Genomic DNA, 24535 nt, shown 5'->3' with positions numbered 1-24535 from the left:
TCAGCTCGCGTACGCGCTGTTCTCGTGCACGTAGTCGTGCGTGAGGTCGTTAGTCAGGATGGTCGCGGTCTGCGTGCCGACCTTGAGGTCGATGCGGATGTCGACGGCGCGCGGTGTCAGATCGACGAGTTCGCGCGGCTGGTCGGGCTGGCCTGCGGCACAGACGCGCACGCCGTTGAACCAGACGTCGACGTCGTACGGGTCGAACTCGGCCTTGGTCGTGCCGACGGCGGCGAGCACGCGGCCCCAGTTGGGGTCGTTGCCGAAGATGGCGGCCTTGAAGAGGTTGTTGCGGGCGACGGCGCGGCCGACCTCGACGGCGTCGCTCTCGCTCGCCGCGTTCTCGACATGGATCGCGATGTCGTGGGATGCCCCCTCGGCGTCGCCTTGCAGCTGTTCGGCCAGGCTCCGGCAGACGTCGGTGAGGGCCGTCGTGAACTCGGCGAGGTCCGCCGTGACCCCGCTTGCGCCTGAGCCGAGCAGCGCGACCGTGTCGTTGGTCGACATGGCGCCGTCGGAGTCGAGGCGGTCGAAGGTGACGGCCGTCGCGGCGCGCAGCGCCTGGTCGAGCTCCGCACTGCCGAGGACGGCATCGGTCGTGATCACGACGAGCATGGTGGCGAGCCCTGGGGCGAGCATGCCGGCGCCCTTTGCCATGCCGCCGATCGTCCAGCCGGCCGGCGAGGTGCGCACGGCCTGCTTCGCGACCGTGTCGGTCGTCATGATCGCCTCGGCCGCCGCCTGGCCGGCCTCCGGCGTGCCGGCGAGTGCGGCTGCGGCATCCGTCACTCCCGCCGTCACCTTGGCGAGGTCGAGCTGCTCGCCGATCAGGCCGGTGGAGCAGACGAGGACGTCGCCCGCGGAGACGTCGAGCAGGTCGGCGACGCGCTCCGCCGTCGCGTGCGTGGTCTGGAAGCCCTGCGCACCGGTGTAGCAGTTGGCGCCGCCTGAGTTCAGGACGATCGCGGCGACGGTGCCGTCCTTGATGACCTCTTTGCTCCACAGCACGGGATTCGCCTGGCAGCGGTTGCTCGTGAAGACGGTGGCGGCGTTCTGCAGCGGGCCGACGTTGCGCACGAGCGCCACGTCGGACTTGCCCGTCGATTTGAGGCCGGCGGGGACGCCTGCCGCGAGGAAGCCGGCTGCTGCGGTGACGCTCACGGGGCGACTCCGTTCGTGGTCAGCGCGGTGCCCTCTGGCAGGCCCAGCGCGAGGTTGGCGGACTGGATGGCGGCACCCGCGGTGCCCTTGACGAGGTTGTCGACCGCGATCAGAGCGACGACTTTGCCCGCCGCCTCGTCGACGGTCACGCCGATGAGCGCCGTGTTCGCGCCGAGCACGTCGGCCGTGCGCGGCCAGGTGCCCTCGGGCAGCAGCTGCACGAACTGCTCGCCGGCATACGCGGCTTCCCAGGCATCCCGCACCTGCTGCTTCGTGACGCCCGGCTTGAGGGGCGCGGTGACGGTCGCGAGGATGCCGCGCGCCATCGGCACGAGCACGGGCGTGAACGACACCTTCGGGTCGGCGGCGCCCGCGAGCTTCAGGTTCTGGATGATCTCGGGGATGTGCCGGTGGCCGCCGCCGACGCCGTAGGGATTCGCGGAGCCCAGGACCTCACTCGCGAGGTTCGGCAGCTTGAGGCTCTTGCCCGCGCCCGAGGGGCCGACGGCCAGGACCGCCACGATGTCCTCGTCGATGAGCCCCGCGGTGATGCCGGGGGCGATGGCGAGCGAGACCGAGCTCGCGTTGCAGCCGGGCGCCGCGATCTTCTTCGCGCCCACGAGCCGATCGCGCAGCTTGCCGCCGTCGGCCGCGAGCTCGGGCACGCCATAGGCCCACGGCTCGTTGAACTCGCCGCCATAGAACTTCGCCCACGCCGCCTCGTCGGTGAGGCGGTGGTCGGCGCCGCAGTCGACGACAAGCACGTCGTCGGGCAGCTGGGCGGTGATGGCGCCGGAAGCCCCGTGCGGAAGGGCGAGGAACACGACGTCGTGGCCCGCGAGGACCTCGGGCGTCGTCTCCTGCAGGGTGAGGTGCGCGTAGGAGCGCAGGTGCGGCTGCAGCAGGGCGAGCGGCTTGCCTGCGTTCGAAGAGGCGGTCACGGTTGTGACCTCGAGATCCGGGTGGCCTGCGAGCAGCCGCAGGACCTCCCCGCCGGCGTAGCCGGATGCTCCGGCGACGGCGACCGTGTACGTCATGTGGGTTCCACCTTGTTATTTCTGGACGGCGACGGATTCTGAATCACGGCGACGCCTGCGTGGAACCGGCAGACTTCCGGTTACGCGAGCGCCGCCGAGCTTCGGCCGCCCAGGAAACGTCGACGCAGCACGCGACGCGCACCCGAGGGTGCGGCGACGGTGCGGCGGACGGAAGTCATGCGGTCAGCATATCGGTCGCCGCGGGTCACTCGCGAACCGTCGCACCGAACCGCTCGTGCGCGAGCGCCGCCCCTGCGAGCTTCGCCTCGCTGGCCTCGGCCGCCGTCAGCGTGCGGTCGGCCGCTCGGAAGCGCAGCGCGAAGGTGAGGCTCTTGCTGCCGTCGGCGACACCCTGGCCGCGGTAGTCGTCGACCAGTTGGGCATGCTCGAGCAGCTCGCCCGCACCCGTGACGACGGCGCTGAGCACGTCGCCCGCGGGGACCGCGAGCGGCACAACGAGGGAGAGGTCCTGCGTGGCCGCGGGGAACGAGGAGATGGGCGCGACGTCGAGCTGCTCGGGCGACGCGGCGATCAGCTTGCCGAGATCGGCCTCGAAGACAGCGACGACGCGCGGCAGGTCGAGTTCAGCGGCGAGTGCGGGCAACAGCTCGCCTGCGTAGCCGACGGATTCCTCACCGTCGGCGGTCTGGACGAAGAGCTCGGCCGTGCGGCCCGGGTGCAGGCTCGCGTGGGAGCCCTGGCGCACGGCGATCTCCACCCCGACGGCCGCGCCGAGGGTACGGACGGCCGCAAGCGCGTCGGCGAGCCCGGCAGGGACGGCCGGATGACCCGGCTGCTTCGGGGTCGCATTCCCGAGGAACAGGCCGGCGACGTAGCGCGGCTGCGGCGGGATGCTCGCATCGAGCGCGGCGAGCGTCGCCTCATCGGGACGCGCGGTGCCGATCGGCAGCCCGTCGACGCCGTAGCGCGCACCCTCCTCGGGGCGGAAGACGAGCCCGAGCTCGTAGATCGCGAGATCGGTGAGCCCACGCGAGAGGTTGCGCTGCGCGATGTCGATGAGACCCGGGATCAGCGTCGTGCGCAGGAAGGGCACACGCGCGTCGAGCGCGTTCGCGAGCTTCACCGCGGGCACCGGGTCACCGGTCGGCGAGCCGAAGGCGTTGTTCTGCGCGGCCGTGAGGAACGGGTAGGCGAGCACCTCGGTGAGACCGCTACCCGCAAGCACGCTGGCGACCTGGCGTCGCAGCTGCTGCTCGCGGGAGAGCCCGCCGCCCGGCGGGGCCACCGGGATCACGCTCGGAATCCGGTCGTATCCGGAAATGCGCGCGACCTCTTCCGCGAGAGTCGCGGCATCCGTCAGGTCGGGGCGCCACGTGGGCGGAACGACCGTGAGGCCGGAATCCGTGCTGGTCACTTCGGCGCCGATCGCGATCAGGATCCGCTCGACCTCGCTCGGCTCGTAGTCGACGCCGATCAGGCGATCGGCGAAGCCGAGAGGCAGCGCGATCGGCTGTGGCTCCGCCGCGTCGTCGATGACCGCACCCAGAGTGCTTGCGCGGCCGCCCGCGAGCTCTTCCAGGAGTTGCACGACACGCGCGGCCGCGGCGCGCGCGACAGCGGGGTCAACGCCGCGTTCGAATCGCTTGGACGCCTCGGAGGGCAGCTTGTGCCGGCGGGCCGTGCGCGCGATCGACACGGGGTCGAAGTTCGCGGCTTCGACGAGCACGCGGGTCGTCGTATCGGACATCTCGGTGTGCGCGCCGCCCATGACGCCCGCGAGACCGATGGCTCCGGAGTCGTCGGTGATCAGCAGGTCCTCGGCGTCGAGCTTCCTTTCGACGCCGTCGAGAGTGGCCAGCGTCTCGCCGGGCCGTGCGCGGCGCACCGTGATGCCGCCCTGCAGCTTGTCGAGGTCGTAGCCGTGGATCGGCTGGCCGAGCTCGAGCATGACGTAGTTTGTGATGTCGACGGGCAGCGAGAGCGAGCGGATGCCGGCGAGCCGCAGCCGCGCCGCCATCCAGGGCGGCGTCGGGCGGGTCGGGTCGATGCCTTCGACCGCGCGGGCGACGAACACCGAGGCTCCGACGTTCCCACGGATGGGCGCATCGTCGGCGATCGCCAGCGGGAAGCCCTCGGCCGGGGCATCCGTCTGCACCTGATCTGCCGGGTCGCGGAATGCTGCACCGGTCGCGTGGGAGTACTCCCGCGCGATGCCGCGGATCGAGAACGCGTAGCCGCGGTCGGGCGTGACGTTGACCTCGACTGCCGCGTCGTCGAGGCCGAGCAGCGAGATCGCGTCGGCGCCGACCTCGGGGTCGAGGCCGAGCGTCGAGAGCACGAGGATGCCGGCGTGCTCGTCGTTCAGGCCGAGCTCGCGGCCCGAGGCGATCATGCCGTCGCTCACGTGGCCGTATGTCTTGCGCGCCGCGATCGGGAACGGCCCGGGCAGCACGGCGCCGGGAAGCGTGACGGCCACCTTGTCGCCCGGCTGGAAGTTGTGGGCGCCGCAGACGATGCCGCGCACGCCGCCGTTCGCCTCGCCGACGTCGACCTGGCACCAGCGGATGGTCTTGCCGTTGCTCTGCGGCTCCTCGACGAACTCCAGCACCTGCCCGACCACGATGGGGCCGGTGACCTCGAAACGGTGGATCGCCTCCTCCTCGAGGCCGACCTTGACGAGCGCCGCGTGGACGTCCTCAGGGGTCGAGCCGGGAAGAAGATCGACGTACTCGGCGAGCCAGCTGAGTGGGACGCGCATCAGACCACCATTCCGAACTGCTGCGAGAAGCGGATGTCGCCCTCGACCATGTCGCGCATGTCATTGAGCTGCTCGCTGCGGAACTGGAGAGTGCGCTCGATGCCCATGCCGAAGGCGAAGCCGGAATACACCTCGGGGTCGACACCCGCTGCGCGCAGCACGTTGCCGTTCACCATGCCGCAACCGCCCCACTCGATCCAGCGGGGGCCGCCCTTGGCGTTCGGCTGCCAGACGTCCATCTCGGCGCTCGGCTCGGTGAAGGGGAAGAAATTGGGACGCAGGCGGATCTTGGCCTCCTGGCCGAACATCTGGCGTGCGAAGTGCTCGAGCGTGCCGCGCAGATGCGCCATGGTGAGGCCCTTGTCGACCGCGATGCCCTCGACCTGCGAGAAGACGGGCGTGTGGGTCGCGTCGAGCTCGTCCTTGCGGAAGACGCGCCCAGGGGCGACGACGTAAAGCGGCAGCTCTCGGCTCAGAAGCGAGCGGATCTGCACCGGCGAGGTCTGACTGCGCAGAACAAGATGAGAGCCCATGGGGTCCACATAGAACGTGTCCTGCTCGCTGCGCGCCGGATGATCGGCATCCGTGTTGAGCGCGTCGAAATTGAACCACTCGCTCTCGAGCTCGGGCCCTTCGCCGATCTCCCAGCCCATGCCGATGAAGATGTCGCCGATCCGCTCCTGCAGCAGCGAGAGCGGATGCCGGGCGCCGACGCGCCCCGGAATCGCGAGCGCCGTCACGTCGACGGCCTCAGCCGCGAGCTGCGCGCGCTCTTCTGCCGCCGAGATCTCGGACTCCTTCGCGGCGAACGCCTGGTTCACCTGGCCGCGGGCGCCGCCGACGAGCTTGCCGAGCGCGGCCTTCTGGTCATTGGGAACGTTGCGCAGCTGCCCGTTGAGGCGCGCGAGCGGCGAGTGCTCGCCGAGGTGCTGCGCGCGCACGTCCTTGAGGGCGGCGGAGTCGTCGGCTGCGGCGATGGCGGCGAGGGCGGCATCGACGGCAGCGCGGACGGACTCCTCGTTGAGCTCGGGAGTGTCTGACACGATCAACAAGCTTATCCGGGCGGCTCAGCGCCCCCGGACCCGCGGGGCTCAGCTGCGCTGGGCGAACGCCGACTCATAGAGGCAGACGGATGCCGCGGTAGCGAGGTTCATGGACTCGGCGTAGCCGTAGATCGGCACCGTGATCACTCGGTCGACGAGCTCGAGGTCGCCGTCGTCGAGGCCGCGCGCCTCATTGCCGAACACCCACGCGGTGGGCGCGGCGAGCAGGCTCTCGCGGCGCGCAACCAGCAGATCCTCGCCCTTCACATCGGCGGCGAGAACCTGGAGCCCCGCCTCGCGCGCCCGGCCGACGACATCGCCGAGGCTCGCGCCGACGGCGACCGGCAGATGGAAGATCGATCCCGTGGTCGAGCGCACGACCTTCGGGTTGTAGAGGTCGACGCTGCGGCCCGTGAAGATCACGGCATCGGCCCCCGCCGAATCGGCGGCGCGCACGATGGTGCCGGCATTGCCGGGGTCGCGCACCTCCTCGAGCACGGCGATGAGCTTGGGCGCGCTGGCGAAGATGTCTTTGACGGATGTCGGGAACTGGTGCACGACGCCCACGAAGCCCTGCGGCGTGACCGTGTCAGACATCACGGCGAGCACCTCTTCGGTGACGAACTCGACGTCGACGCCCGCGTCGACCGCCGTCTGAGCGATGTCGGTGTACCGTTCGAGCGCGGTCGGCGTCGCATACAGCTCGACGATCAGCTCAGGGCGGTAGCTGAGCACCTCGCTCGCGGCCTGCGGGCCCTCGAGCAGGAACATGCCGGTGTCGGCTCTGGCGCTCTTCTTCGCGAGCTTGGCAACGCTGCGCACGCGCGGAGAGCGGGGATTGTCGAGCACGCTCCGAGTCTACAAACGGGTCGCCTCACGCCGCCGAACCGCCGAGCGGTGCGAAAGGTACGCCTGGAGCGAGTTCAACGTAACTTTCGCACCGCTCCGCGTCTCGTTTGCCTGCCCGGACGACGAAAGGCCCGGCCACCGCAGTGGGTGACCGGGCCTTTCGAGCGGATGCAGGTTACGCAGCCTTGGGGGCCGAGGTGTCAGCCGGGAGCGCTTTCTTGGCGGCCTCGACGAGACCCGCGAAGGTGGCGGGCTCGTTGACGGCCAGCTCGGCGAGGATGCGGCGGTCGACCTCGATGCCGGCCAGGTTCAGACCCTGGATGAGGCGGTTGTAGGTCAGGCCGTTCTGGCGGGCCGCAGCGTTGATGCGCTGGATCCACAGGCGGCGGAACTCGCCCTTGCGAGCGTGGCGGTCGCGGTAGGCGTAGACGAGCGAGTGGGTGACCTGCTCCTTCGCCTTGCGGTAGAGGCGCGAGCGCTGGCCGCGGTAGCCTTCCGCGCGCTCGAGGATGGTCCGGCGCTTCTTGTGTGCGTTTACTGCGCGCTTGACACGAGCCATTTCTTTACTTCCTTAAACGTCGGGCCGGGCTCAGTTGGCGAGCAGGCGCTTGATGATCTTGGCGTCGCTGTTCGGGAGGACCTGGTCCTCGTTGAGGCGACGGGTACGGCGGCTCGACTTGAGCTCGAGGTTGTGGCGCATGCCGGCCTGCTGCTTCATGACCTTGCCGCTGCCGGTGATCTTGAAGCGCTTCTTGGCGCCCGAGTGGGACTTCTGCTTGGGCATTGTGTTATTCCTTCTCGTTCGTCGCCTCGGGCTGAGGGGCCTCAGCCGGCGAGCTGTTCGTGTCCTGCGAACGCGACTCGGCCTTCGCCTGCGCGCGCCGCGCGTTGGCCTCGGCCTTCGCATCCGCCTTGTTCTTCAGCGGACCGATGACCATGACCATGTTTCGACCGTCGATGGTCGGGTTCGATTCGACAGAACCGAATTCCGCCACATCTTCGGCAAATCTCTGAAGCAGACGGACGCCCTGCTCGGGGCGGGACTGCTCACGACCGCGGAAGAGGATCATCGCCTTGACCTTGTCCCCCGTCTGGAGGAATCCGATGGCCCGCTTCATCTTGGTCTCGTAATCGTGCTTGTCGATCTTGAGGCGGAAACGAACCTCTTTGAGGATCGTGTTCGCCTGGTTGCGCCTGGCCTCCTTGGCCTTCTGCGCAGCCTCGTACTTGAACTTGCCGTAGTCCATGATCTTCACCACGGGCGGCTTGGAGTTCGGGGCGACCTCTACGAGGTCGAGATCCGCTTCCTGCGCCAGGCGCAGCGCGACCTCGATCTTCACGACGCCGATCTGCTCGCCGCTGGGGCCGACGAGTCGCACTTCGGGGACGCGGATACGGTCGTTGGTACGGGGATCGCTGATGCGTTGCTCCTCTGTTCGAGAGTGTTTCGGCTGCAGTGCTGCAACGAGAGGAGAACGACTTTCACCGCGACGCCCGCGCACATACGCGTGCAATCACTCGGCACACCCCCGAAGTGCTTGCGGCACCGACCGGCGGACCGGCGGAGGGTATCGACCCGGTAACCTGTTGAGGCGGTCAACGCGGGTGGGAAGAGATTCCACTTTCGTTCCGACGCACAGAGGCGGCGGAGCCAATAGACGAGTCTACCAGACACGAAGGCAGGGTTATGAGCGACGTCGAGGATGCCACCAGGGACATCGCCGAGGTGCCTGCCGCCGAGCTGATCACCACGGTCTCGGTGCACCTGATGAGCGCCGCCGCGGTCAAGCTCGGGCTGGCCGAGAGCGGCGAGGCCGACCTCGATCTCGATGAGGCGCGCAAGCTGGTCGACGCGCTGGCCGGTCTCGTGACGGCATCCGCCCCGCACATCGGCGATCAGCACGCGCGCCCGCTGCGCGACGGCCTGCGCACGTTGCAGCTGGCGTTCCGCGAGGCCTCGCAGATCCCCGACGAGCCGGGCAAGGGCCCCGGCGAGAAGTGGACCGGCTCCGTCGTATGAGCTGATCGACCGGCGATCCCAAGGTCATTCGGCGCTCGCGTCCGGGTTCTGCCCAGACGCCCCGATTAGCGTCGTCGGCGTGGGTAGGCGACAGGCACTCGGATGGCTCGGCGCAGCCGTCTGCTCTGTCGCGCTCGTCATCGCAGGCGGCCTCGTGCTGAGCAGCGTCGCGGTGCACCGCTATCTGCAGGCGTCGAGCTCCGCGCAGCAGCGCGGCGACTCGACCGACGGCGGAGCGACGCCAGAGCCCAGCGAGCTCGCGAGCGTCGAGCGCGCGGTCACCGCTCTGTCGGCCATGCCCGGCGTCGCGACCGCGACGAGCTCGATCGACACGAGCGTCTCGCCCGAGCCGTCCATGATGCTGAGCACCCGCACCGCACCGGCGCCCACGCGCGCCCCGAAGACGCTGAGCTATGACGTCTCTGTGATCATGAACCCCGATGCCAGCTCCGCCGAGTGCGCCGATGTGGTGTTCACCCTGACGCAGCAGCTTCAGAACGCGCGAGTCAACCTCGAGCTGTCCTCGCCGGCGGGTGACGGGCATGCGGCATCCGTCATCGACTACCGCAACGCCTTCGACACCCCTGTGCCGCGCTCGACGGTCGACTCGGTGTCTCGTGCGGTCGCTGTCGCGACCGCCGTGCCCGGCGTGAAGTCGGTCCATGTCACGGTGCCGTACACCTGGAACCTCGCGACCGGCGACCTCTCCGTAGAGCTGGCCGCAGGCGACGAGCACCAGTCGACCGCACTCGAGGACGCGCTGGCGCATACGGCCTTCGCGGGGCTCGACTGGTCGAAGCCGCGGGCCTCTTCGAATGCGCCGAGTGCGACGAGCTCGCCGACGCGGTCGCAGCGTCCTGGCGCCGCCGACTCCCCGGCACCCACGCACTCGCCTGCTCCGACGCACACGCGGCGACCGAGCTCGCCGTCGAAGCCGACCCAGACGTCGACCCCCTCCGTCTCACCGACGCCGACGCCGACCGAGTCGTCGCGCTGAGGGCGCGATCAGGCTTTGATGAGCTGCACCACCAGGGAATCGACGCCGTTCGCGATCTCGGCTGAGGCCGCCCAGCGCTCGGAGAGCCGGCTGACCAGCCGCTGCAGTTCCTCCTGATCGAGGCCGTCGCGCAGGCTGAGGCGCACGGCCACTTCCGCCGCACGCAGACGCTGCGCCGGGTCGGCCGCGACCAGGTCGACGCCGAGGGCGTCCGGCTCGCCTTCGAGCGAACGCGCGAACGCCGCGCGGATCGCGGGGTCGCGATGAGGAGCCGACCACGCGGCTCCCGTCGCGAGCGCATAGACGGCCGGGCGGCGCAGCACGAACTCGGTCGGCCCCGCGGGGTCGATGACGATCAGCTCGGTCTGCTCGCTCGCTGCGGCGAGCGCCACCCGGGGACCGGCAGCCGGCACGGGGCGCGCCTTCGGGTCCCATGCGGCAAGGGCCTCGACCGAGGTGAACGCGGGCAGCACCTTGCGGCCGTCGGGGCCGGCGACCGTGACGATCGACAGCTCCTGCGTCTTGTCGACGAGATGGCCGTCGGGCGCCGTGCCCAGTTCACCCGCGTGAGCGAGCAGCGGGATCAGCAGGCGGGCACCGCGGAAGGCGGCGACCACATCTTCTGCGAGGGCGGTGCCGGCCAGGAATCCGTTCAGCGCCGCGAGCAGCGCGGGGTCTGCGGAACCGTCGTCGGCCGCCGCGGGATTCGGCGTGAAGCTGCGGCCGGCCCATGGCTGGCCGGCCGAGTCGGCGGCCCCACCGAGGTGCGGGGTCTCAGGCACCGGCGACATGGAGCGCCTCGGTCAGGGTGAAGCGCCCTGAGTAGAGGGCCTTGCCGACAATCGCCCCCTCGACACCATTCGGAACGAGGGCGCGCAGCGCCACGATGTCGTCGAGGCTCGAGATGCCGCCCGAGGCGATGACGGGCTTGTCGGTCTTCGCCGTGAGCTCGGCGAGAAGCTCGACGTTCGGGCCGCGCAGCGTGCCGTCCTTCGTGACGTCGGTGACGACGTAGCGCCGGCAGCCCGCCGCTTCGAGACGCGCGAGGACCTCCCACAGCTCGCCCCCCTCGCGGGTCCAACCGCGGGCGGCGAGGGTCGTGCCGCGCACGTCGAGGCCGACCGCGATCGCGTCGCCGTATCTGCCGATCACCGCGTCGGCCCACTCGGGGTTCTCGAGGGCGGCGGTGCCCAGGTTCACCCGCGTGGCGCCGAGCTCGAGGGCGTGCTCGAGCGACGCGTCGTCGCGGATGCCGCCCGAGAGCTCGATCTTGACGCCCTGCACCTCGCGGAGCACGTCGCGCATGACGGAGCGGTTCTCGCCGCGCCCGAACGCCGCGTCGAGGTCGACGAGGTGGATCCACTCCGCGCCCTGCCGTGCCCAATCGAGCGCCGCGTCGATCGGACTGCCGTAGCTCGTCTCGCTCCCCGCCTCGCCCTGGGTGAGACGGACGGCCTGTCCGCCCGCGACGTCGACGGCGGGCAGGAGCACGAGCTGGGGCGCGGTGGGTTCGGTCATCTCTTGCTTTCTGATGGTGCGGGTGCCGGGCACGCTCATGCGCGCAGCGAGTCGACCCAGTTGGTGAGCAGACGGATGCCAGCCTGCCCAGACTTCTCGGGGTGGAACTGCGTGGCGCTGAGCGGGCCGTTCTCGACGGCCGCGACGAATCGCGTGCCATGCTCGGCCCAGGTCACACGAGAAGACGGGAACGGCGCGTGGGTCTCGAGCGTCCAGCTCTGCGCGGCGTAGGAGTGCACGAAGTAGAAGCGCTCGCCTTCGATGCCACGGAACAGCAGGGAGTCCGCAGGCGCATCGACCGTGTTCCAGCCGATGTGCGGCAGCACGGGAGCGTCGAGCTCGGTGACGTCGCCGGGCCACTCCCCCAGTCCCTGGGTCTCGGTGCCGCGCTCGTCACCGCGTTCGAACAGCACCTGCATGCCGACGCAGATGCCGAGGACCGGCCGCCCGCCGGCGAGTCGCCGCTCGATGAGCTCGTCACCGCGCACCGCCTTGAGCTGATCGACCACCGCGCGGAACGCGCCGACTCCGGGCACAAGCAGCCCGTCGGCATCCATCACCGCCTGGCGGTCGCGGGTGATCGTGACGTCGGCGCCCGCCGCCTCAAGCGCCTTCGCAGCCGAGTGCACGTTGCCGCTGCCGTAGTCGAGCAGCGCGACGGTGGGCCGAGCGCGATCGTTCACAGCGCGCCCTTGGTCGAGGGGATGCCGCTGACCGCGGGATCAAGCGCCTTGGCCTGCCGGAATGCGCGCGCGAACGCCTTGAACTCGGCTTCCGCGATGTGGTGCGGGTCGCGGCCGTCGAGCACGCGCACGTGCACCGTGAGCGCGGCGTTGAAGGCGATGGCCTCGAAGACGTGGCGGACCATCGACCCCGTGAAGTGGCCGCCGATGAGGTGCAGCTCGAAACCGGCCGGCTCGCCGGAGTGCACCAAGTACGGACGCCCCGAGACGTCGACGACGGCCTGCACGAGCGCGTCATCGAGGGGCACGACGGCGTCGCCGAAGCGGCCGATGCCGCTCTTGTCACCGAGCGCCTGGCGGATCGCCTGGCCGAGCACGATGCCCGTGTCCTCGACGGTGTGGTGGACGTCGATGTCGGTATCGCCGCTCGCCCGCACGGTGAGGTCTGTCAGCGAGTGCTTCGCGAACGCAGTCAGGAGGTGGTCGTAGAACGGGACAGAGGTCTGGATGTCGGCGCTGCCCGAGCCGTCGAGATCGAGGTTCAGCTCGATGCGCGACTCGCTGGTCTCGCGCGTGATGGCTGCGGTGCGGGGGCCTGCGGTCATGGCCCTCAGCCTACCGGGGCGTGCTCGGCGGAGACGATGGCGCCTGCCCCGTGCCGGGCGACGTAGCGGGCCATCGCGTCGAGGAACTCGCCCGTCTCCGACGCGGTTCCCGCCGAGACGCGCAGGCTGTTCGGGATGCCCATCTCGCGGATGATGATGCCCTCTGCGAGCAGCTCGTCGAACACCTCTCGCGGGTTCGCGACATTGTCGAACAGCACGAAGTTGCTCCACGTGCGGTACGGGTGGAAGCCAAGCTCGCCGAGCCCGGCGACGATCCGGTCGCGCTGCACCTTGATCTCGTCGACCATCGCCAGCATCTCGGGCGCGTGCGCCAGCGCGCCGAGCGCGGCGGCCTGGGTGAGGGCGGACAGGTGGTACGGCAGCCGGACGAGGCGCAGGGCGTCGGCGATCGCCGGGTCCGCGGCGAGATAGCCGAGTCGCACGCCGGCGTAGGCGAAGGCCTTGCTCATGGTGCGCGACACCACGAGGCGCTCTCGCCCCGGCAGCAGCGTGATGGCGCTCGGCTCGCCCGCGGGGAAGAACTCAGCGTATGCTTCGTCGACGATCACGATGCCGGGCGCCGCGTCGTAGACGGCCTCGACGACATCCAGGCCCAGCGGTGTCCCGGTCGGGTTGTTCGGAGAGCACAGGATCACGACGTCGGGCTGTGTGCGTCGCACCCATTCGACGGCGCGCACGGCGGATAGCTCGAAGTCGACGTCACGGTCGCCCGCGATCCATTCGGTTCCCGTACCGGATGCCAGCAGCGGGTACATCGAGTAGGTGGGTGCGAAGCCGAGCACCGTGCGCCCAGGACCCCCGAATGCCTGCAGGAGCTGCTGCAGGATCTCGTTGGAGCCATTGGCGGCCCAGAGATTGTCGCGGTTCAAGCCGTGACCGAGGTAAGCGGCGAGCGCGTCGCGCAGTTCGACGAACTCACGATCGGGATAGCGATTGGCACCGGCGACCGCGTTCGCGAGCCGGGCGAGCACATCGGCCTGCACCTCGTCGGGGATGGGGTGCGTGTTCTCGTTGACGTTCAGCTCGACCCGCACATGCTTCTGCGGCGCCCCGTAGGGCTCGCGCCCACGCAGGTCGTCACGGATCGGCAGATCGGAAAGAGACGTCACCTCACCATCGTAGGCGCGGTACGAGGGAGCACCTTGGCGGTTACTTCGCGTACTGCGGAGGGATCGCGAGCGACTCCCCCGGCGTGACGACCGAGCTCTGCAAGCCGTTCATGTCGACGATCGCATCGATGACCTCGCGAGGGTCGTCGTGGGGCGCCACCGTCTCGGCGATCTGCCAGAGCGACTCGCCGGGGCGCACCGTCACATGCTCGATGCTCGCCGGCGCGCCGGCGGAGACTCCGCCGGCTGCCGCCGAGCCGGAGCTCACGCCGAACCAGACGGCGGCCGCGACGAGCGGCGCGGCCGCAGCGGCCACAAGCACCAGCCTGCCGCGCCGGGTGAGGCGCAGGTGCGAGCGCGCGGCGGGGGCCGCAGCCGTGCGGCGCACGGGCCCTGCAGACATGTGAACTGTGATGCTGGTCATCTCAGTACCTCTACCTTCGTCACCTGATTCGGAACGCATGTTCGACGTATTCGACATTTCCGAACCTATCTTCGATTCGATGTGAGCGCAAGCCCCGGCTCATTAGCGAAGTTATCCACCGGTTTCGGCGACTCGCTCGAACAAATCCCCTACACAGAGGGCGTTTGACGCTAATGTGTGGCTCACTGGTCGAAATGCAACCAGGGACCACTGACATTGGGGATTCACGTGACCACAGACGCCGTCAGCAAGGACACCGGCACCGCACCCAAGCGGCGCACCCGACGCCGCAAGAACCTCAGCGACAAGCAGCTCGCCATCCTCGACGTGATCAAGAAGTCGCTGGCCGCGCGAGGCTATCCGCCGAGCATGCGCGAGATCGGCGACGCCGTGGGCCTCGCCTCGCTGTCGAGCGTGACCCACCAGCTCAACCAGCTCGAGCTCTCCGGCTACCTGCGCCGCGACCCAAACCGGCCGCGCGCGCTCGAGATCCTAATCGACCCGCCCTCGCCGACCGAGCAGACCGATGACTTCGAGGCGAAGGCGCCCGTCGGTGACGCCATGCTCGTGCCGCTCGTCGGCCGCATCGCGGCCGGCGTGCCCATCACGGCGGAACAGCAGGTGGAAGAGGTCTTCCCGCTCCCCCGCCGGCTCGTCGGCAACGGCGACCTCTTCATGCTCAAGGTCGCGGGCGAGTCGATGATCGACGCAGCGATCTGCGATGGCGACTGGGTGGTCGTTCGACAGCAGCAAGACGCGATCAACGGCGACATCGTCGCCGCGATGCTCGAAGGCGAGGCAACCGTCAAGGTGTTCCGGCAGCGTGACGGCCACACCTGGCTGCTGCCGCGGAACTCCGCCTTCGAGCCGATCCTCGGGGACGAGGCGGTCGTGCTCGGCAAGGTCGTGGCGGTGCTGCGCGCCGTCTGAGCGCACTCAGAGGCTCTCGAGACTCAGGGAAGCGGCGCCGCAGCGAAGTCCGGCGCCACGAGCTCGCTGTAGCGCGTCGCGTCGATGAACGCCGCGCGCGCGAGCACCGCCAGCGGTGTCTCGTGCAGGTTGCGGGTGTAGAGATGGATGCCCGGAGCGCCGCCCTCGACCAGCCGCTCCGCCAGCCGCGCCGCGTAGTCGATGCCGACCTCGCGCTGGCCCTCGGAAGTCGTCTCCGCATCGAGCGCAGCGGCGAGGTCAGAGGGCATCGGCTCGCCGGACAGCTCAAGGCTGCGTGCGAGAGCCGGCAGCGTCGTCACGGGCATGATCCCGGGCAGAATCGGGAACTCGACCCCTGCGGCGCGCGCCCTATCGAGCAGGCGGAAGTAGTCGTCGGCGTGGAAGAACAGCTGCGTGATCGCGAGATTGGCACCGGCCGCCTGCTTCGCGAGCAAGGTGTCGATGTCCTGCTCGACGGACCGCGACGAGGGATGCCCGTTCGCGAACGCGGCCACGGCGATGACGATCCGCTCGCGGCCGTCTCGATCAAGGGTGATGCCGCGCGTGCCGGGTAAAGGCACCTCGCGCCACGGAGTGCGCTCGTGCTGCACAGCGTGGATCAGCTGGACGAGCTCGGCCCCCGAGCGAAGATCACCGGGGAAGGCGCCTTCGCTGAACCCCGCCGGGAGGTCACCGCGCACGGCGAGGAAGCTGTGCACTCCGGCATCCAGAAAGGTCCGCACGGTCTCGTGCGTGCCTTGCACGGTCGAGCCCACGCACGTGAGGTGCGCCATGGTGCGCACCTCGGGGTGGTGGTCGATCAGAAGCCTCAGCACGTCGAGCGAGGCGCCCTGCGACGACCCGCCGGCACCGTAGGTCACCGACATGAACTCCGGCCCCGCGGCCGCGAGCCGCGCGATGCGACCGGGCAGCTGCTGCGCGATCAGCGGCGAGCGGGCGGGGTGCAGCTCGAAGGAGAACGGGACGTGCCTCACGCCCGGTCGACCGCCTCGAGTCGGTACGGCTCGAACTGCGCCACGCGGCTGGGGTCGATGAGCGCCGAGACGCGCGTGCCCTCTTCCGTGTACTCCTGCGACGTGACCCGCCCGCGCGCATGCAGCGCCGCGATGACCTCGCCGTGCTCGTACGGCACGAGCAACTCGATCGGCACCGAGCGGTCCGGGATCAGATGGGCGATGCGCGCGAGCACCTCGTCGATGCCCTCACCAGTGCGCGCACTGGCGAACACCGCCCCCGGCACGAGGCCGCGCAGCACGAGACGGGTGTCGTCGTCGATCAGATCCGACTTGTTGAAGACGACGAGCTCGGGGATGTCGCGGGCGCCGACCTCGCCGATCACGTCGCGCACCGTCTGAAGTTGGCTGGCGGGATCGGGATGCGAGGCGTCGACGACGTGGACGATCACCTCGGCGTCCTGCACCTCCTCGAGCGTCGAGCGGAAGGCCTCGACGAGCTGGTGCGGGAGGTTGCGCACGAAGCCGACCGTGTCGGCGAGCGTGTACGGGCGCCCGTCGACGGTCTGCGAGCGGCGCACCGTGGAGTCGAGCGTCGCGAAGAGCGCGTTCTCGACGAGCACGCCGGCCCGCGTGATGCGGTTCAGCATGCTCGACTTGCCGGCGTTGGTGTAGCCGGCGATGGCGACAGACGGCACCTCGTTGCGGCGTCGGTTGGCACGTTTCGCCTCGCGTGCCGGCTTCATCTCCTTGATCTGCCTGCGCAGCTTCGCCATGCGGGAGTGGATGCGGCGGCGGTCGAGCTCGATCTTCGTCTCACCGGGCCCACGGCTTCCCATGCCGTTGCCCGCACCGCCCACCTGGCCGCCGGCCTGGCGGCTCATGGACTCGCCCCAGCCGCGCAGGCGGGGAAGCAGATACTCGAGTTGCGCGAGCTCGACCTGGGCTTTGCCCTCGCGGCTCTTCGCGTGCTGGCTGAAGATGTCGAGGATGACCGCAGTGCGGTCGATGACCTTGACCTTGACGACGTCTTCGAGGGCACGTCGCTGGCTGGGCGCCAGCTCGGTGTCGGCGATCACGGTGTCGGCGCCGAGATGCGCGACGACGGCCGCGAGCTCCTCCGCCTTTCCTCGGCCGAAGTAGGTGCTCGGATCGGGGTGCGGGCGGCGCTGCAGCAAGCCGTCGAGCACCACGGCGCCCGCGGTCTCGGCGAGCGCCGCGAGCTCGCGCAGCGAGTTCTCGGCGTCCTCGAGCGAGCCGCCCGAGTACACCCCGATGAGGATGACGTTCTCGAGCCGCAGCTGCCGGTACTCGACCTCGGTGACGTCCTCGAGCTCGGTGGAGAGCCCGCCGACGCGACGCAGCGCTGCACGGTCGTCACGGTCGAGCTGCTCGCCGTCGGTGTCGCCGAAGCCTGCGGCATCCGTCGTCTGCAATGCCTGCGCGCGCTGCCCGAACAGGGCGTAGCCGGCCGCATGCGAGTCCGCGTTCGCGAGGACGCGGGCGACGACGTCGTCGTCTGCGCGGGTGCCGGTCTCGCTGGAGGTGGTGTGATCTGCGGTCATTATTGAGGACTAACTCTACTTCCGTCGGTGCTGTACGTTTCTGACATGTCTTCCGGTGACCACTACTTCAGCGCGTCACCGGGAAGCGACCCGAAGCTGCGGCCGATCGACGTGCGCCTCGCCGATCGCGATCTCACGGTCACGACCGGCGCCGGGGTGTTCAGCCCCGACCACGTCGACACCGGCACGGCCGTGCTGCTGGCCAATACCCCGGAGCCGCCGCCCGGCGGCCACCTGCTCGATCTGGGCTGCGGTTGGGGGCCGATCGCCCTGTCGCTCGCGCTCGGTTCGCCGCACGCGACGGTGTGGGCCGTCGACGTCAATGAGCGGGCACTCGAACTCGTCGCGCGCAACGCGGCCGACCTCGGACTCACCAATGTGAACGCTGTGCGGCCCGAGGATGTTCCGGCCGAGGTCGCGTTCATGACCATCTGGTCGAACCCGCCCATTCGCGTCGGGAAGAACGAGTTGCACAGCATGCTGCAGACCTGGCTGCCGCGACTCGAGGTGGGGTCGGATGCCTGGCTCGTGGCCGCACGGAATCTGGGCTCCGATTCGCTGCAGCGCTGGCTCGACACCGCGCTGCCCGGCTTCGGCACCACGCGCGCAGCGACCAGTAAGGGCTTCCGGGTGTTGCGAGTGCGCAGGCACGCCGGCCAGTAGTCGGGCCAGACGCCTGCCCGCTCAGGCGAGCGTGATCTCGCCGTCGTAGACGAGCTCAGCAGGGCCCGAGAGGGAGAGGTGCTCGCCGTCGTCCTCGGTGGGGAACATGCGCACGGAGACCGTTCCGCCCGGAATGCTGACCCGCCAGTCGTTGGGCGCCCGGTCGCCGGCCCAGTGGCGGACCGCGAGCGCCGCAGCGACGGTGCCCGTGCCGCACGACAGGGTCTCGCCCACCCCGCGCTCGTGCACGCGCATACGGACGTGGCCGACGCCGTCCTTCACGAGCGGGTCGCCCGGCACCACGAATTCGACGTTAGCACCGTGCTCGGGCGAGGGGTCGATGACGGGAAGGTAGGACAGATCGAGCGCCTCGAGTTCGGCGTCGTCGGAGAGGGCGACCACGACGTGCGGGTTGCCCACGTCGATGCTCAGCCCGGGACGGGCTACCCCCAGCCCCTTGGCGTTCACGAGCGGCTCGTCATCGCCGATCCACCAGCCGCCCATGTCGACCTGGTAGCCGAGGGCCGAGCGCTGCACGTCGCGCACGCCCGCGCGCGTGCCGATGGGCAGGATCGCCCCCGCGGCCAGCTCGACGAGTCCGCTGCGGGTGAGGAACTCGGCATAGACGCGGATGCCATTGCCGCACATCTCGGCGACGGAACCGTCTGCGTTGTAGTAGTCCATGTACCATTCGGCGCCCGGGTTCTCGACGAGCGCCGCAGCGCCGGCATCGAGGCTCCGCGAGCGCACGGCGCGGATGACGCCGTCGGCGCCGATGCCGAAGTGCCGGTCGCAGAGGACCTGGATCTGGGCCGGGGTCAGCTCGAGGGAGCCGTCGGGGTCGGCGAAGAGGATGAAGTCGTTCCCGGTGCCGTGACCCTTGCTGAAGTGGAGCTTGACCGCCATTCGTCCAGCCTATCGACGGCCGCGTGGGCGCGCTGTGAGGCATCCACCGCCTCGGTGTCGAGCCATGCGACGTGCTCGTAGCGCTTGAACCAGCTCACCTGCCGGCGGGCGTAGCGGCGCGTCAGCGCCTGGGTCTGCGCGATCGCCTCTCCCTCGTCGAGCTCGCCGCGCAGCTGCGCGAGCGCCTGCGCATAGCCGATCGCCCGCGAGGCCGTCACGCCGCGCTCGATGCCCGCCGCCCGCAGGCCGTCGGCCTCGTCGACGAGGCCCGCGGCCCACATCGACCGGACCCGCGCGTCGAGCCGCTGCACGAGCAGCTCGCGCGGCGTGGTGAGCCCGATGAGGAGCGACGGATGCCACAGCCGAGGCGACTCGGGCAGGGCGGCGCCGTGCCCGAGCTCGGCAAGCTCATGGATCTCGAGGGCGCGGACGATGCGCCGGCCGTTGGCGGGGTCGAGCTTCGCGGCCGTGGCGGGGTCCGCGGCCCTGAGACGCGCGTAGAGCAGCCCCGGCCCCTGCTCGGCGAGCTCGGCCTCGAGGCGCGCGCGCAGCTCGCGGTCGCGGCCGGGGAAGCGGAAGTCGTAGACCACGCTCGACACGTAGAGACCCGAGCCGCCGACCAGGATCGGGACGGCGCCCCGGGCGAGGACAGTCTCGATCGCGGCGCGCGCGTCGCGCTGGTAGGCGGCAACGCTCGCCTCGTCTGTGACGTCGAGCACATCGAGGAGGTGATGCGGGATGCCGCGCCGGCCTTCGGCCGGGACCTTCGCCGTGCCGATGTCCATGCCGCGGTAGAGCTGCATGGCATCCGCATTGACGATCTCGGCGCGCTCGCCGCGATCACGCAGCAGCTCGGCCAGCCCGATCGCGAGGTCCGTCTTGCCGGTGCCGGTCGCGCCGACGATGACGAGGAGCGGCGCGCGACTCACACTCAGCGCAGTTCGTCGTTCGGGTCGTAGATCGGTGCCGTCGCCACGCTGATGGCGTTCTCGCCGAGCGGCCGCAGGGTCGGCATGCCGAGCGACACGGAGCCCGCCGCGCCGGCTGAGCCGCCGTGGTCGTGGCCGCTCGGGATGCCGCAGGCCTCGGCCTGCTCGCGGTCCCACGCATCGCCGGCGCGGGTGCGGCGGATCGCCAGCGGGGCGCCGTCGACCGAATCGGCGAGCAGGTGGAAGGGCGCGGCATGGGTGACGACGACGGTCACGACGTCGCCGGGGCGCGGCATGGGCGACCCCGCAGGCACCTCGAAATGGACCAGGCGGCTGTCCTCGGCGCGGCCGCTCATGCGGTGCGTCTCGCCGTCCTTCTTGCCCTCGCCCGTGGAGACGAGCACCTCGACGGTGCGGCCGAGCTGCTTCTCGTTCTCCTCGAGCGAGATGCGCTCCTGCAGGGCGATGAGGCGGTCGTAGCGGTCCTGGACGACGGCCTTCGGCACCTGGTCGGCCATGGTCGCGGCCGGCGTGCCGGGGCGGATCGAGTACTGGAAGGTGAAGGCCGATGCGAACCGCGCCTGCTCGACGACGCGCAGCGTCTCCTGGAAGTCCTCCTCGGTCTCGCCGGGGAAGCCGACGATGATGTCGGTCGAGATCGCCGCGTTCGGCATCTTCGCGCGCACGCGGTCGAGGATGCCGAGGAACTTCTCGGAGCGGTAGGAGCGGCGCATGGCCCGCAGGATGCGATCGGAGCCCGACTGCAGCGGCATGTGGAGCTGCGGCATGACGTTCGGCGTCTCGGCCATGGCGTCGATCACGTCGTCGGTGAACGCGGCCGGGTGTGGGCTCGTGAAGCGCACACGCTCGAGGCCCTCGATCTTCCCCGCGGCGCGCAGCAGCTTGCCGAAGGCCTGCCGGTCGCCGAACTCGACGCCGTAGGAGTTCACGTTCTGGCCGAGCAGGGTGACCTCGATCGCACCCTGATCGACGAGCGACTGCACCTCGGCGAGGATCTCACCGGGCCGACGGTCGCGCTCCTTCCCGCGCAGCGACGGCACGATGCAGAAGGTGCAGGTGTTGTTGCACCCGACCGAGATCGACACCCAGCCGCTGTAGCTCGAATCGCGCTTGGTCGGCAGTGTCGAGGGAAAGGTCTCGAGTGCCTCGAGGATCTCGATCTCGGCTTCGTCGTTGTGGCGGGCCCGCTCGAGCAGGCCCGGCAGCGAGCCCATGTTGTGCGTGCCGAACACCACGTCGACCCACGGCGCCTTCTCGAGGATGACGCTCTTGTCCTTCTGGGCGAGACAGCCGCCGACGGCGATCTGCATGCCGGCGTGGCGGCGCTTCACGGAGGCCAGGTGACCCAGATTTCCGTACAGCTTGTTGTCGGCGTTCTCGCGCACCGCGCAGGTGTTGATCACGACGATGTCGGCCTCTTCGCCGTTCGCCGGAAGATAGCCCGCGGCCTCGAGCGAGCCGGCCAGCCGCTCGGAGTCGTGCACGTTCATCTGGCACCCGTAGGTGCGCACCTCGTAGGTGCGGTGCCGCCCGGACTCGTCGACGGCGGCGTCGGACGGAGCGATGAGGGTCGGCGCCTCACTGGGCCGGATCACCTCGCGGCTGGGGATGACGGTGCTCATAGTGCGTCAAGTCTACGATCGCGGCGCCCGGGTGTGCGTCGCCGACCGAGGCCGCTGCTGTCTCAGCGCGCGTCGCGCCTGCTGCGCATCGCGTCGCCGACCGCGATGCCGACCGCCTCGCCGGAGTAGCCGCGCCGCTGCAGGTAGCCGTAGAGGCGCCGCTCCGCCGTCTGGTCGTCGACGTCGCGCAGCTGGCCGACGCGCTTCAGGGCGACCTCGATCGCGCGGTCGAGCTCGTCTTCCTCGTCGTAGTCCTCGAGTGCCGCCGCGATCGCGTCGTCGTCGATGTGCCGACGACGCAGCTCGCGCTCGATGGCCTGCCGCCCCTGGCCCTTCCGCGCTCGCGCGGCATAGACCAACGAGACCGCGAGCGCCTCGTCGTCGAGCAGCCCGACGCTCTCGAGGCGGTCGAGCTCTGCCTCGGCGGCCGCCTCGTCGACCTCGCGCTTGCGCAGCACCTGCTCGAGCTCCCACCGGGACATGCCGCGACGGGCGAGCTGGTGCAGTGACACGTTGGCCGCGCGCTTGCCCGCCTTCTCGCGCACCCGGTCGAGGGTGCGCTCGGCAGCGTCGCGCTCGGCAGCCGCCGCGGCGTCGGCCTCGGCGACCGAGCGCACGGCGGCCGCAGCCGCCTGCGCCCGCTCGGACGGCACCGCGCCCGGCAGATAGGCGATGGCCGCCTCGCCTGCCGGACGCCGCGCCGCGCGCCCCGCACCGCGGCGGCGCCCGTCATCGCCGTCGCCCGCTCGCTCGCTTTCAGAGGGGAAGAACCGCACGACCATGGCAGGCCCCGCTAGGCGCCCTTGCGCTGCGGCAGCTTGGCCACGTTCTCTGCGACGTCGGCCTCGGCCACAGCGTTCGGGTCTTTCACGACGCCGAGCTTGACCAGGATCTTCTGCTCGATCTCGGCGGCGATGTCGGCGTGCTCGATGAGGAAGTTGCGCGAGTTCTCCTTGCCCTGGCCGAGCTGGTCGCCCTCGTACGTGTACCACGCACCGGACTTCTTCACGATGCCGTGCTCCACGCCGAAGTCGAGCAGGCTGCCCTCGCGCGAGATGCCGACGCCGTAGAGGATGTCGAACTCGGCCTGCTTGAACGGCGGCGCCATCTTGTTCTTGACGACCTTGACGCGGGTGCGGTTGCCGACGGCGTCTGCGCCGTCTTTCAGCGTCTCGATGCGACGGATGTCGAGGCGCACCGACGCGTAGAACTTCAGCGCCTTGCCGCCCGAGGTCGTCTCGGGGCTGCCGAAGAACACGCCGACCTTCTCGCGCAGCTGGTTGATGAAGATCATCGTGGTGTTGGTCTGGTTGAGCGCACCGGTCAGCTTGCGCAGCGCCTGAGACATGAGGCGGGCCTGCAGGCCGACGTGGGAGTCGCCCATCTCGCCCTCGATCTCGGCGCGGGGCACGAGCGCGGCGACGGAGTCGATGACGATCAGGTCGATCGAGCCTGAGCGCACCAGCATGTCGGCGATCTCGAGCGCCTGCTCGCCCGTGTCGGGCTGTGAGACGAGCAGCGCGTCGATGTCGACGCCGAGCTTCTTCGCGTATTCGGGATCGAGCGCGTGCTCCGCGTCGACGAAGGCGGCGATGCCGCCGTTCTTCTGCGCGTTCGCGATCGCGTGCAGGGTCAGCGTCGTCTTGCCCGACGACTCAGGCCCGTAGATCTCGACGATGCGGCCGCGCGGCAGGCCGCCGATGCCGAGGGCGACGTCGAGGGCGATCGAGCCCGTCGGAACGACCTCGACAGGCGCGCGCTCGTCACTGCCGAGGCGCATGACGGAGCCCTTGCCGAACTGGCGATCGATCTGTGCGAGCGCGGTCTCAAGCGCCTTTTCGCGATCGGCTGGAGTAGGCATTTCGTTCCTTTCAACAGGACAGCAGCGGTGTCGTCTGCGACAGTACGCGCAGGGTCTGACATCGGCAGGCCGTGCACGCGTATCGGTGTGAAACTCGCCGACGACACGGCCTGTGCTGGTCGAGTCATCGCCGAGGACACGATAGCAACGGTCGAATCCGTGTTCGAGATCGACACGGCGTGTCGCCCGGCGAATGTCGTATCAGCCGCGCTTCTTCGGCTCGACCAGACCGGCGCCGTGCCGGCGCGCCACGGGCACGTCCATCGCCTCGCACAAAGCAAGCCACACGTCACGGGCGGGTACGCCGGCGGCGAGCGCCTGCTCGGCTGTGCGCGAGCCGAGCTCGACGATGACGAGCTCGCGCACGAGCTGGCCGCCGTAGGCCGCTCCGAACTCGTGCTCGACGGCGCGGGTGAACTCGCTCAATCGCATGGTGCTCCCCAGGCTACAAAGAAGAACGACGGATGCCCCGAGCCGAAGCCCGGGGCATCCGTATGGAAAATCGGATCGACTAGCGCTGGCTGACCAGTTCGCCGTCGAAGCCCGCCGCGAAGTCGTCGGGCAGGGCGTCGGGCACCATCGACTCGATGCCCTCGAGCACGGCGAGGCGGTCGCCCACCTCGCGCATGATGACCGAGATGGGGGTGTCGAGTGCTTCGGCGACGGAGGCGAGAATCTCGCTCGACGCCTCCTTCTGCCCGCGCTCGACCTCGCTCAGGTAGCCGAGCGCCACGCTCGCCTTGCTGGCGACCTGGCGAAGAGTACGGCCCTTCTGAAGGCGGAAGTCCCGCAGCACGTCGCCGATCTCCTGACGTACCAGAATCATGGGCGCCCCCTTCCTGCTCGGTCGGCCGAAAATCCGGCCCTGGGTGGAAGCT

General features: G+C 69.9%; 27 protein-coding genes. 4 read left to right on the top strand and 23 right to left on the bottom strand.

Annotated elements, in window-relative coordinates:
- From argJ to infC, 8 genes are all read right to left on the bottom strand, one after another.
- Positions 1 to 1161: a bifunctional glutamate N-acetyltransferase/amino-acid acetyltransferase ArgJ gene (argJ, locus tag ABD708_RS18230; protein ID WP_344757159.1), complete on the bottom strand. Its 1161-nt coding sequence runs from the start codon at positions 1159 to 1161 to the stop codon at positions 1 to 3.
- On the bottom strand, positions 1158 to 2198 hold the full coding sequence (argC, locus tag ABD708_RS18225) for an N-acetyl-gamma-glutamyl-phosphate reductase (RefSeq protein WP_344757157.1): 1041 nt from the start codon (positions 2196 to 2198) through the stop codon (positions 1158 to 1160). The genes argJ and argC overlap by 4 nt, the downstream gene beginning before the upstream one ends.
- Positions 2199 to 2403: 205 nt before the next feature.
- Complete coding sequence (gene pheT, locus ABD708_RS18220) at positions 2404 to 4917, bottom strand: phenylalanine--tRNA ligase subunit beta (protein ID WP_344757155.1); 2514 nt, start codon at positions 4915 to 4917, stop codon at positions 2404 to 2406.
- Entirely contained in the window at positions 4917 to 5960 is a 1044-nt protein-coding gene (gene pheS / locus ABD708_RS18215) for a phenylalanine--tRNA ligase subunit alpha (RefSeq protein ID WP_344757153.1), read from the bottom strand. Before pheS ends, pheT begins: the two co-directional genes overlap by 1 nt.
- Before the next feature lie 48 nt (positions 5961 to 6008).
- Positions 6009 to 6809, bottom strand: coding sequence for a TrmH family RNA methyltransferase (locus ABD708_RS18210; protein WP_344757151.1), 801 nt, complete (start codon positions 6807 to 6809; stop codon positions 6009 to 6011).
- A gap of 175 nt (positions 6810 to 6984) precedes the next feature.
- A complete protein-coding gene (gene rplT, locus ABD708_RS18205) occupies positions 6985 to 7368 on the bottom strand; it encodes a 50S ribosomal protein L20 (protein WP_344757149.1) in 384 nt (127 codons plus the stop codon).
- A 30-nt stretch (positions 7369 to 7398) separates the two neighbouring features.
- Positions 7399 to 7593 (bottom strand): 50S ribosomal protein L35, encoded by a 195-nt coding sequence (rpmI, locus tag ABD708_RS18200; RefSeq protein WP_344757147.1) that lies wholly within the window; start codon positions 7591 to 7593, stop codon positions 7399 to 7401.
- Positions 7594 to 7597: 4 nt separating this feature from the next.
- The gene (gene infC / locus ABD708_RS18195) at positions 7598 to 8230 is read right to left on the bottom strand and encodes a translation initiation factor IF-3 (RefSeq protein ID WP_344757192.1); all 633 of its coding nucleotides are present in this window, start codon (positions 8228 to 8230) and stop codon (positions 7598 to 7600) included.
- Between the two features lie 266 nt (positions 8231 to 8496).
- Between infC and ABD708_RS18190 the strand changes: the two genes are divergently transcribed.
- Positions 8497 to 8829: a DUF1844 domain-containing protein gene (locus ABD708_RS18190; protein ID WP_344757145.1), complete on the top strand. Its 333-nt coding sequence runs from the start codon at positions 8497 to 8499 to the stop codon at positions 8827 to 8829.
- Between the two features lie 79 nt (positions 8830 to 8908).
- Positions 8909 to 9826: a hypothetical protein gene (locus tag ABD708_RS18185; protein ID WP_344757143.1), complete on the top strand. Its 918-nt coding sequence runs from the start codon at positions 8909 to 8911 to the stop codon at positions 9824 to 9826.
- 8 nt (positions 9827 to 9834) lie between these two features.
- Here ABD708_RS18185 and ABD708_RS18180 read toward each other — a convergent pair whose 3' ends face one another.
- From ABD708_RS18180 to ABD708_RS18155, 6 genes are read right to left on the bottom strand one after another with little or no spacing between them, the layout of a single operon-like run.
- A complete protein-coding gene (locus ABD708_RS18180) occupies positions 9835 to 10617 on the bottom strand; it encodes an SseB family protein (protein ID WP_344757141.1) in 783 nt (260 codons plus the stop codon).
- Positions 10601 to 11344 carry a bifunctional 1-(5-phosphoribosyl)-5-((5-phosphoribosylamino)methylideneamino)imidazole-4-carboxamide isomerase/phosphoribosylanthranilate isomerase PriA gene (gene priA / locus ABD708_RS18175; RefSeq protein WP_344757139.1) on the bottom strand — a complete coding sequence of 248 codons (744 nt, stop codon included), beginning with the start codon at positions 11342 to 11344 and terminating at the stop codon, positions 10601 to 10603. The genes ABD708_RS18180 and priA overlap by 17 nt, the downstream gene beginning before the upstream one ends.
- A gap of 35 nt (positions 11345 to 11379) precedes the next feature.
- The gene (hisH, locus tag ABD708_RS18170) at positions 11380 to 12027 is read right to left on the bottom strand and encodes an imidazole glycerol phosphate synthase subunit HisH (protein WP_344757137.1); all 648 of its coding nucleotides are present in this window, start codon (positions 12025 to 12027) and stop codon (positions 11380 to 11382) included.
- Complete coding sequence (gene hisB / locus ABD708_RS18165) at positions 12024 to 12632, bottom strand: imidazoleglycerol-phosphate dehydratase HisB (protein ID WP_344757135.1); 609 nt, start codon at positions 12630 to 12632, stop codon at positions 12024 to 12026. Before hisB ends, hisH begins: the two co-directional genes overlap by 4 nt.
- Positions 12633 to 12637: 5 nt before the next feature.
- On the bottom strand, positions 12638 to 13762 hold the full coding sequence (locus ABD708_RS18160; RefSeq protein ID WP_344757133.1) for a histidinol-phosphate transaminase: 1125 nt from the start codon (positions 13760 to 13762) through the stop codon (positions 12638 to 12640).
- A gap of 40 nt (positions 13763 to 13802) precedes the next feature.
- Positions 13803 to 14165 carry a LysM peptidoglycan-binding domain-containing protein gene (locus tag ABD708_RS18155; RefSeq protein WP_344757131.1) on the bottom strand — a complete coding sequence of 121 codons (363 nt, stop codon included), beginning with the start codon at positions 14163 to 14165 and terminating at the stop codon, positions 13803 to 13805.
- 249 nt (positions 14166 to 14414) lie between these two features.
- On the opposite strand from ABD708_RS18155, the gene lexA reads away from it, so the two are divergent.
- Positions 14415 to 15116: a transcriptional repressor LexA gene (gene lexA / locus ABD708_RS18150; RefSeq protein ID WP_344757129.1), complete on the top strand. Its 702-nt coding sequence runs from the start codon at positions 14415 to 14417 to the stop codon at positions 15114 to 15116.
- A gap of 23 nt (positions 15117 to 15139) precedes the next feature.
- Here lexA and ABD708_RS18145 read toward each other — a convergent pair whose 3' ends face one another.
- Positions 15140 to 16111, bottom strand: a complete 972-nt coding sequence (locus ABD708_RS18145) for a methylenetetrahydrofolate reductase (protein WP_344757127.1) — start codon at positions 16109 to 16111, stop codon at positions 15140 to 15142.
- Positions 16108 to 17655, bottom strand: a complete 1548-nt coding sequence (gene hflX / locus ABD708_RS18140) for a GTPase HflX (protein WP_344757125.1) — start codon at positions 17653 to 17655, stop codon at positions 16108 to 16110. The genes ABD708_RS18145 and hflX overlap by 4 nt, the downstream gene beginning before the upstream one ends.
- A 45-nt stretch (positions 17656 to 17700) precedes the next feature.
- On the opposite strand from hflX, the gene ABD708_RS18135 reads away from it, so the two are divergent.
- Entirely contained in the window at positions 17701 to 18318 is a 618-nt protein-coding gene (locus tag ABD708_RS18135; protein ID WP_344757123.1) for a class I SAM-dependent methyltransferase, read from the top strand.
- Between the two features lie 21 nt (positions 18319 to 18339).
- Here ABD708_RS18135 and dapF read toward each other — a convergent pair whose 3' ends face one another.
- The 7 genes from dapF to ABD708_RS18100 all read right to left on the bottom strand — a co-directional run bounded on the left by dapF (position 18340) and on the right by ABD708_RS18100 (position 24483).
- The gene (dapF, locus tag ABD708_RS18130) at positions 18340 to 19224 is read right to left on the bottom strand and encodes a diaminopimelate epimerase (protein ID WP_344757121.1); all 885 of its coding nucleotides are present in this window, start codon (positions 19222 to 19224) and stop codon (positions 18340 to 18342) included.
- Positions 19137 to 20153, bottom strand: coding sequence for a tRNA (adenosine(37)-N6)-dimethylallyltransferase MiaA (gene miaA, locus ABD708_RS18125; RefSeq protein ID WP_425553325.1), 1017 nt, complete (start codon positions 20151 to 20153; stop codon positions 19137 to 19139). The genes dapF and miaA overlap by 88 nt, the downstream gene beginning before the upstream one ends.
- Positions 20154 to 20155: 2 nt before the next feature.
- Entirely contained in the window at positions 20156 to 21796 is a 1641-nt protein-coding gene (gene miaB / locus ABD708_RS18120) for a tRNA (N6-isopentenyl adenosine(37)-C2)-methylthiotransferase MiaB (protein ID WP_344757119.1), read from the bottom strand.
- 62 nt (positions 21797 to 21858) lie between these two features.
- On the bottom strand, positions 21859 to 22578 hold the full coding sequence (locus ABD708_RS18115; protein ID WP_344757117.1) for a regulatory protein RecX: 720 nt from the start codon (positions 22576 to 22578) through the stop codon (positions 21859 to 21861).
- 11 nt (positions 22579 to 22589) lie between these two features.
- The gene (gene recA / locus ABD708_RS18110) at positions 22590 to 23657 is read right to left on the bottom strand and encodes a recombinase RecA (protein WP_344757115.1); all 1068 of its coding nucleotides are present in this window, start codon (positions 23655 to 23657) and stop codon (positions 22590 to 22592) included.
- Between the two features lie 201 nt (positions 23658 to 23858).
- Complete coding sequence (locus ABD708_RS18105; RefSeq protein ID WP_344757113.1) at positions 23859 to 24089, bottom strand: DUF3046 domain-containing protein; 231 nt, start codon at positions 24087 to 24089, stop codon at positions 23859 to 23861.
- A gap of 79 nt (positions 24090 to 24168) precedes the next feature.
- Positions 24169 to 24483, bottom strand: a complete 315-nt coding sequence (locus ABD708_RS18100) for a helix-turn-helix domain-containing protein (protein WP_344757111.1) — start codon at positions 24481 to 24483, stop codon at positions 24169 to 24171.
- Positions 24484 to 24535: the final 52 nt, after the last annotated feature.

The sequence above is a fragment of the Gryllotalpicola koreensis genome (assembly GCF_039538185.1).
In the GTDB taxonomy this organism is placed as follows: domain Bacteria; phylum Actinomycetota; class Actinomycetes; order Actinomycetales; family Microbacteriaceae; genus Gryllotalpicola; species Gryllotalpicola koreensis.
Note: the sequence above shows the minus strand (reverse complement) of the source record. Positions and strands in the feature narration are given on the sequence as shown.